Genomic DNA, 6,723 nt, shown 5'->3' with positions numbered 1-6,723 from the left:
AACGGCTACTCCTACGCCAACAACTCACCGGTCACGCACGCCGACCCCAGCGGCATGATCATCCCGGAGTGCCGGGAGGGCCTGATCGAATGCCGTGGCGGTCAGCCGTACTTCCCGAAGAACGACGTCGAGAAGGCCGAGTCGGAGAAGGACAAGGCGTCCTGGAATGTCACGCAGGCCCAAGGTCAGCAGTCCGCGGCCAAGCAGCGCATCAAGTCCGCGGGCAAGGCCCTGGTCAAGATCGCGCGCGACATCCTCGGCGTCGACGCGGCCCTGGACTGCATCTCCAGCGGTGACGTCGGTGCCTGCGGCGAGACCTTGCTCAACATCGCCGGCAGCTTCGCGGGCGGCCTGGCGGGCAAGATACTCGCCAAGTACGGCGCGCCGTGGAACTGGGCCAAGGGCATCAAGCTCGCCAAAGCGGGTTACCGGCCTGGTCGGGGACCTGATCGGTGGAGCCAGGGACCTGTGGAATGCCAACAAGGCGGTAGGCAAGGCCCAGGCCGGCCTGGCCAAGGCCGGCGACAAGCTGAAGAACGCCAAGAAGCAGGCGGCCGAGGCCCTCAAGAAACGGAAGACCAAGTGCCATAGCTTCCTGCCCGGCACGAAGGTCCTGCTGGCCAACGGCAAGACCAAGTTGATCGAAAAGGTGACGCTGGGCGACAAGGTCGTCACCACCGACACGAGGACCGGCAAGAAGACGACTCGCGAGGTCGCGGGCACCTTCGTCACCGAGGACGACAAGTCCTTCTCCGACCTCACGGTGAAGACGGCTTCAGGCAAGGTTCAGGCTCTGGTTGCCACGACCACTCATTCGTTCTGGGTGAAGTCGGAGCGGGCCTGGATCAAGGCGGGCAATCTCAAGCCCGGCATGACGCTGCACACACCGTCGGGTGACGCGGTCGAGGTCCAGGCCAACCGTCTCTTCGAGAAGCGGCAGCGCACGCACGACCTCACCGTCACGGGCATCCACGCCTACTATGTCCTGGCCGACGCGACGCCCCTTCTTGTGCACAACTGCGATGTCGCTCTGGGCTGGCAGGACAACGGCAAGCTCGACAAGTGGGCGGGGGACAATGGCTTCGAGACCTTCTCCAATGTGCCCGGCGACGGTTGGAAGATGGTGGCGCGCAAGGCCATCGTCGATCCCAATGTGACGCTGCATGTCAATAAAACGGGTCTGGGGGACTTCATGGAGGCCGCTCAGCGCGGGCTCACCAACGGCGAGGCGGGATACGCCACCGACCTCGAGATGTCCTACATCGCCCGAGCCCTGGCCAACGGTCAACGCTCATGGAGTTCGATCAAGTGGTATTCCCCGACCTCGAGCGGTAAAGGCGTGACATTGGACGCCGAAACGGCGATGCCGGACCTATCGGGGCTGAAGGGCGACATGGATCGTGTCAAGGGCGGGGTCCTACCCCACTGCAGTTGTTGAAGGGTGGAGCATGGATGCGAAACTGATGGCCCTGTATCCGGACGTGGCGACAGTCGACGGCTTCGGAGCGGCCGTGACGAAGGCCGCGGAACAGCGCGGATGCGACATCGGGCCGGTCGGTCCGGTGTCCGGGCCCGTGCGGATCGAGACGGACAGGGGGGTCATCTCGATCGGTCTCGCGGCCGAGGAGCGGTTGTTCCTGATCGGTATCCACACACCGGGCTTCACCTGGGCGACCGGCTCCACGGACGATCTCGGGTCGGCAGTGGAGGCGGTAGCGGCATGGCGTGAGGGGACTCCACTCGACGACTTCGAGGCGAGGTTCGCGTTCATGCGGCTTGATGAATTCGCCCGGCCGCTCGCAGCGGGGAATCCCACCCCTTTGCAGTGGTCCCGCCTCCTGTCGTCCGACTTCCACGCAGATCAGCGAAACCTGCTGAACCGCGTGCACGCGGATGAAAGGCTGCGGTTGCTGTTCCCGACCGTCACACACGGTGTCGTCCGCCTTCGGGTGGATCCGCTGGATGGGGGGAGCCGTCAGTTCCTCGTGCAGGAAGTCGCTCGGGACCGGTACCGGGTCGAAACGGTGGGGGACACTGAGACCGCATGCGTCACTGTTCCGGCCGCGGACCTGGTCGCGCACCTGAGGGTCCTCCAAGACCAGCGGTGAGGTCGGAGGCGGACCTGTAGCCGCCGACCTCATGCGGGGCCCGGTTTGACCCCTCAAGCCGGGCCCCGTGACCTTGACCGTCGGCGTGTCGAGTGGCGCGCCACATCCCCGTAAACCTCTTCCTTCCGGACGCCGGTCTCCGGTGGCCGGGAGAGGTCGCCGGTGTTTCCTGCCCGGGTGGCTGGCCTGCGGGGGTGCCGTTCTCCGAGCGAAAGAGAGACCCCGCGTGTACGCCGTCGGGCGCAGCGGTGGTCGCCGGCATTGAGGGTGAGGAGTATGCCGAGATTCTCACCTGAAGCGGAGGACGCGCTGCGTCGCTCCGGCTGGTTCCCCGGTCGGCAGGCCGACGTCCGGTCCTGGAAGGAACTGATGCCCGGGTTCTCCTGACATGAGGCGGCAGTAGTGTTCCTGACAGAGTTCGGTGGCCTGTCAGTCGACGTGAGCGGGCCCGGCGTGAGCTGTGCGCGGGAGCCGTTCGAGATCGGTCCGGAACTGGCCGTGGGAGAGGAGGACAGGTTCGAGGACCTGTCGGAGCGCTTCGGCCGACGGTTCTTCCCCCTCGGTGAGGCCGGGACGGAATTCTTCCTGGCGATCGACGAGGACGGCCTCCTGTACCTTCTCGCCGCCTGGGCTTTCCGTCTGGGACCCTCGGACGAAGCACTTGAGAACCTGATCAGGGGTGTGAAGGCGGAGAAGCTGACGCTTCCCGGCCGGTTTGACCCCTCAAGCCGGGCCCCGTGACCTTGACCGTCGGCGTGTCGAGTGGCGCGCCACATCCCCGTAATCATGAGGGGGACCGGTGAGGAATAAGTCGTGAAGCACGGTTCCCAGGTCGAGCAGAGGACGACGGAGAAGATGGAGAACCTGACGGAAGAGATCGAGCGCGCCCTGTCAGCCGCCGGATGGCGGCCTGGCAGGCGGGTGTCGACCAGCGAGTGGCAGAGCCGCCTGGAGGCCTCCGGAGAGGTCACCATGCACGAGGCGGCCCGCCGGTTCCTCGCGGAGTTCGGTGGACTGTCCTTCCCTCACGCGGGGACCGGCATCTCGATGGCTCGTCAGCCGTTCGACCTCGACCCTCTGCTGTGCCTGGGGGGGGAGGGACGGTTCGCCGAGTGGAGCGACGAGAGCGGAGAGAGCATCTTTCCGGTCGGCGAGTTCGACGAAGGCCGGGGAGGCTTTCTCGGCATCGACGAGAAGGGCATGCTCTACCAGGTCGTCGACACGTTGAGCCGCTTCGCAGAGGAACGGGCGGGGCTGGAGTGCCTGATTCTCGGAATCGCTCCGGAGCCGCTCCTCGACTGAGCGGTTGAGCCGCCTGCTCCAGCAGGCTGAGGACGGGGCCCGGTTTGACCCCTCAGACGCTGTTGGTTTGATTCGGGCCCTGCGTGACGTCGGCCTTCAAGACCTGATGGTGGTCTTGAAGGCCGACGTTGTCGTGTGGGGTGGGTGCGGGTGTCGATGCAGCCGAAGGGATCAGGGCAGATCCCGGCGGAGACGGTGCGGGTGGCGCGGGTTGCGTTCCCGAAGGGGAGCCTGGCGATCCGAGTCCGGGACGAACTGGGACCACTGGTCACCGAGGTGGAGTTCGCGGACCTGTCCCCGGTGCGGAGGAAGCCTGCCTGTTTACCGGGCCGGGCTGGCGTTGGTGCCGGCGCGAAGGTTCTGAATGCCGGAGGGGTGACCGACATCCCCCTCGACAGCACCAGGGACGCGACAGGATGGCTCATCAGACGGCACGGATGATCAGGTGTAAGAGGAAAGGAGCGAAAGACATGAGCTTCCCCGAAGGCTGGGAGTGGCTGGGCGAGGGACCCACATGGGACCCACCGGCGGAACTTCGACAGCCCACCCAGGTATGGGTGCACAACCTGGTCGTCTCGATGCTGTCCAGCGAATACCTGGGCAATACCTCCGTGAGCCTCGTCGGAGCGGTTCTGACGCAGTACGCGGAGTTCAACGCCTGGGTCGCGGCCGAGGGCAAACGCACGCTGGGGGCCCGGGAACTACTGGAGCGAGCCGGGACGCTTGACACCCTGACCGCTCGGGCCTACGAGGCATGGACCGCGTTCCGGACCCGGTACGAGGCGGAGGGCCGTAAAGTCGGGGCGGCGGAGCAGGAGCGACTCGCTTTGAACGTGACTCTGCGTTCGATCGCTGCCGAGCTGGAGGCTCTGCGGAAGCCGGACGAGCGAGGTACGGCCGGCTGACCGGTCCATTCAGGTCAGGAACGGGGCCGGCCCGGTTTGACACCTCAAGCCGGGCCCCGTGGCCCAACGCACGGCCGGGTATCCCGCCGGTTCTACTCTGCGGGATCTCCGAAGCGACAGAGCTCCACCTGGACGCCGCGTCGACGGGCGAAGTCCGCGATTCTCTCCCGGCGTCCGTCACAGCATGTCTCGGCGGGCGACTCGCCGCTCACCCACTCAGGGCGTGGTACGGCGTAGTACGGTCGGGCGTGGCCGCCGACGAGAACCAACCAGCAGTCGTACCGCTCCGGGCTCTCAACCAGCCCAGCAAGATCGCCGAACAGGTCGAGGCGGGGGCGACCCTGATTGTCACTCGGAACGGTCGGCCGATCATGGGAATCGTCCCGATAGAGCGTCTGGACGAGCCTGTGCATGCCTTCCGTACCGACCCCATGGGGGACCTGGATATCCCCGACCTGGACCTTCCCGCCGTCACCGACGAGGAGATCGACACCGCCCTGCGCGGTATGGGTGGCACCCTCGATGACTAGCGTGCCCGTCGCCATCGCCGACACCAACGGCCTTTATCGCGTCCTGGCGAAGAAGGACCCGCGTCACGCCGAGCATGCCGCCGCACTCGCCCGCATCGGTCACCTGGTGGTCTCGCCCCTGGTCCTTGCGGAGCTGGACCACCTGATATGCGAGAGAAGCGGAAGCCGTGCGGCTGGCATCGCCCTCGATTTCATTGCGAAGCAGGCCGACCTGGGGCGCTTCGAGATTGCGGACGTGGGTCCGCGCTTGCGGACAGCCGTCAGCGTTGCCGAGGGCTATCGCGACCTCGACGGCGGCAGGGGTGTGGGGCTGACAGCCGCCATGAACGTGGCCCTTGCTGGCGTCTATCGGACCGACGCGGTGTTCACCACGGACAAGCACTTCCGTGTCATGCGCCCTCTGACCCGGCACGACGCATTCCGACTGCTGCCCGAAGATCTCGGTGACCTCGGTGACCTCGGTGACCTCGGTGACCTCGGTGAGTGACGCACCTACGTCTCGTACGGCGCGCACAATCGTCGTAGTGCGGCCCCGAACCGCTTCGCGTACGCGTGCTGCAGCCCCCGGGTCGCCGCGCCGCCCGCTCGGGCGTACCACTTGGCGCCCTTGCTGAACGCGGAGATCGTCAGCCAGACCGTGCCGTCGCCGTGCGGTCGACGACGAAGGACTCCTCGCCGCACTCGGGGTGGCCGGACAGCGTGCCGTAGGCCCAGCCGGCGCGGCGGGGTTCCTCGACCGTCCAAACCACGCGGCACGGGGCTTTGATCAGTGGGCCCTCCCCGCCATCGCCAACCTCGTCCTGGGCGTCGCCGTCGTCGTCCCCCTGTGAGTCAGGCCGCCAGGCCCGGCTCCGGCCCGTTCCGTTTCTGATCTATCAGGCTCGCGATGCGAACCTCACTCGGGGGTGTGACCGGAATCGGCTTCGCGCTCAGGCTCGGTTCCACGTGTGCGGCGAATGAACTCCGAGGTGTCCAGCTCGAAGTCGAAGGGGGCGGGAACCTGTACGGGGCGCCCGAACGGGACGTTGGTCCGCGACCGGTATCCCTTGGGAGACGGGTCCCAGAAGACCGAGACCTCCTGCACCTGCATGTCGAGCACGAGGTATACCGGCACGATCCGCCCGTACGTGTCCAGCTTGTCGAGCCAGTCCGCGTCCTTGGTGGAGTCGGAGGTCAGCTCGGCGACGAGGGAGAGGGCGGCACCGTCGGCGTGGCGGCCTTCGGCGTCGAATGCGGATTCATCGGCGACGAAAAGGTCGGGGCCGAAACCACGCTCAGCGGGAGGAAACACGAAGAGGAACGGTGAGGTCTCGGTCACGTGCCCATCGGGGGCGTGGGCCTCCACCTGTGCGCGCAGCCTGCGCATGGGACGCAGGTAGCGCAGCTTCGACCACGGCGACACGACGATCTTCCCCCGGATGAGCTCGGCCTTGTAGCCGTCAGGTGTGTCCAGTTCCTCGACGATCCGGAGCATGTCTTCGAAGGCTCCGGCCGGAGGAGCGTCTATGGGCGCAGGTCGCTCGGTCATGGTGGGCACCGCGATCCTCCATTGATTACAGAGCGTGTCGCTCGCTCCACGATAGCGTCGCACCGTGTCGACCGCCCGCGACTCGGCCCCCCCACGCCGCAGCCACCCGCCCCGCGGCCTCCGGCCCCACCTCACACCACAACAGCTTCCCGCCCCGCCCGAAGAGGTCGTCTCCGAGCGGATAGCCGCCCCAGGTCTCCGCGTAGTGGCAGACAAGGAACAGCCCGCGCCCGCCGGCGGCCGTGGCCGGAACCGGGCGCAGGGGCTGGGACCGCTGGTCGAAGGGCGGTGGGATGTCCGGGTTGGTGTCCCAGACGCTCACCCGCAGCCGGTCGCCGCCGAGTCCGCGC

General features: G+C 66.9%; 10 protein-coding genes and 2 pseudogenes. 9 read left to right on the top strand and 3 right to left on the bottom strand.

Translation table 11 applies throughout. The annotated features are described in order from the left end of the window. From AC5P09_RS50945 to AC5P09_RS50905, 9 genes and pseudogenes are all read left to right on the top strand, one after another. A partial coding sequence (locus AC5P09_RS50945) for a hypothetical protein (RefSeq protein ID WP_493880468.1) occupies window positions 1-591 on the top strand: 591 nt, incomplete at its 5' end. Between the two features lie 46 nt (window positions 592-637). Then, window positions 638-1,438 (top strand): polymorphic toxin-type HINT domain-containing protein, encoded by an 801-nt coding sequence (locus tag AC5P09_RS50940; RefSeq protein ID WP_493880467.1) that lies wholly within the window; start codon window positions 638-640, stop codon window positions 1,436-1,438. A gap of 136 nt (window positions 1,439-1,574) precedes the next feature. Then, window positions 1,575-2,108 (top strand): hypothetical protein, encoded by a 534-nt coding sequence (locus tag AC5P09_RS50935; protein WP_493880466.1) that lies wholly within the window; start codon window positions 1,575-1,577, stop codon window positions 2,106-2,108. 402 nt (window positions 2,109-2,510) lie between these two features. Next, window positions 2,511-2,849, top strand: a complete 339-nt coding sequence (locus tag AC5P09_RS50930; RefSeq protein ID WP_493880465.1) for an SUKH-3 domain-containing protein — start codon at window positions 2,511-2,513, stop codon at window positions 2,847-2,849. A 72-nt stretch (window positions 2,850-2,921) separates the two neighbouring features. Next, entirely contained in the window at window positions 2,922-3,410 is a 489-nt protein-coding gene (locus AC5P09_RS50925) for an SUKH-3 domain-containing protein (protein ID WP_493880464.1), read from the top strand. A 150-nt stretch (window positions 3,411-3,560) separates the two neighbouring features. Continuing rightward, window positions 3,561-3,771 (top strand): annotated as a pseudogene (locus AC5P09_RS50920) (IS5/IS1182 family transposase); the annotation flags it as partial. Between the two features lie 109 nt (window positions 3,772-3,880). Further along, window positions 3,881-4,315, top strand: a complete 435-nt coding sequence (locus tag AC5P09_RS50915) for a hypothetical protein (RefSeq protein ID WP_493880463.1) — start codon at window positions 3,881-3,883, stop codon at window positions 4,313-4,315. 248 nt (window positions 4,316-4,563) lie between these two features. After that, window positions 4,564-4,845, top strand: a complete 282-nt coding sequence (locus AC5P09_RS50910; RefSeq protein ID WP_493880462.1) for a type II toxin-antitoxin system Phd/YefM family antitoxin — start codon at window positions 4,564-4,566, stop codon at window positions 4,843-4,845. Continuing rightward, window positions 4,838-5,332 (top strand): PIN domain-containing protein, encoded by a 495-nt coding sequence (locus tag AC5P09_RS50905; RefSeq protein WP_493880469.1) that lies wholly within the window; start codon window positions 4,838-4,840, stop codon window positions 5,330-5,332. Before AC5P09_RS50910 ends, AC5P09_RS50905 begins: the two co-directional genes overlap by 8 nt. 5 nt (window positions 5,333-5,337) lie before the next feature. Here the strand turns inward: AC5P09_RS50905 and AC5P09_RS50900 are convergent. From AC5P09_RS50900 to AC5P09_RS50890, 3 genes and pseudogenes are all read right to left on the bottom strand, one after another. Further along, window positions 5,338-5,615: pseudogene (locus AC5P09_RS50900) on the bottom strand (DUF1990 domain-containing protein); the annotation flags it as partial. Window positions 5,616-5,740: 125 nt separating this feature from the next. Beyond that, on the bottom strand, window positions 5,741-6,373 hold the full coding sequence (locus AC5P09_RS50895) for a Uma2 family endonuclease (protein WP_493880461.1): 633 nt from the start codon (window positions 6,371-6,373) through the stop codon (window positions 5,741-5,743). A gap of 25 nt (window positions 6,374-6,398) precedes the next feature. Beyond that, on the bottom strand, window positions 6,399-6,723 hold a 325-nt coding region (locus AC5P09_RS50890), incomplete at its 5' end, for an ATP-binding protein (protein WP_493880460.1).

It is taken from the genome of Streptomyces sp. a15 (assembly GCF_059026085.1).
Note: the sequence above shows the minus strand (reverse complement) of the source record. Positions and strands in the feature narration are given on the sequence as shown.

Bases quoted from the DNA above. Each gene is read 5' to 3' on its own strand.
- AC5P09_RS50895 (WP_493880461.1), bottom strand. From the start codon at position 6,373: ATGACCGAGCGACCTGCGCCCATAGACGCTCCTCCGGCCGGAGCCTTC.
- AC5P09_RS50905 (WP_493880469.1), top strand. From the start codon at position 4,838: ATGACTAGCGTGCCCGTCGCCATCGCCGACACCAACGGCCTTTATCGC.
- AC5P09_RS50915 (WP_493880463.1), top strand. From the start codon at position 3,881: ATGAGCTTCCCCGAAGGCTGGGAGTGGCTGGGCGAGGGACCCACATGG.